The sequence below is a fragment of the Streptomyces sp. P9(2023) genome, assembly GCF_032436795.1.
Taxonomy (GTDB): Bacteria; Actinomycetota; Actinomycetes; order Streptomycetales; family Streptomycetaceae; genus Streptomyces.
The window spans coordinates 1-247 of record NZ_JAUPWM010000739.1 but is presented as its reverse complement, the minus strand read 5'-3'; the positions used below and the strand labels follow the sequence as shown (position 1 = coordinate 247).

1 protein-coding gene is annotated in these 247 nt (G+C 37.7%); it reads left to right on the top strand.

Going from position 1 to position 247, the window contains the following annotated elements; translation table 11 throughout:
• Window positions 1-247 (top strand): hypothetical protein (locus Q5762_RS39295; protein WP_315897112.1); only part of this gene is annotated, 247 nt, incomplete at both ends.

Genomic DNA, 247 nt, shown 5'->3' with positions numbered 1-247 from the left:
GAAGTTTAGGCCAAAAGAGCAGCAACTTATTTTACATCGTTTAGATAGCTTATTTAGCGAAGCAGATAAAGTAGGTTTTAAACAATTGTTACCAAGAATAACCCGGGCAAAAGCAGAATATTATTGGAATGTATTGGGCAATTACGAATTAGGTTTCGAGAATTACGACCGCTTGGGGGCAATGCTGCCAAGTTTATCGGTAGCCATTTATCCAGATAAAACATTTGACCTTTATGCCATTGCAAAC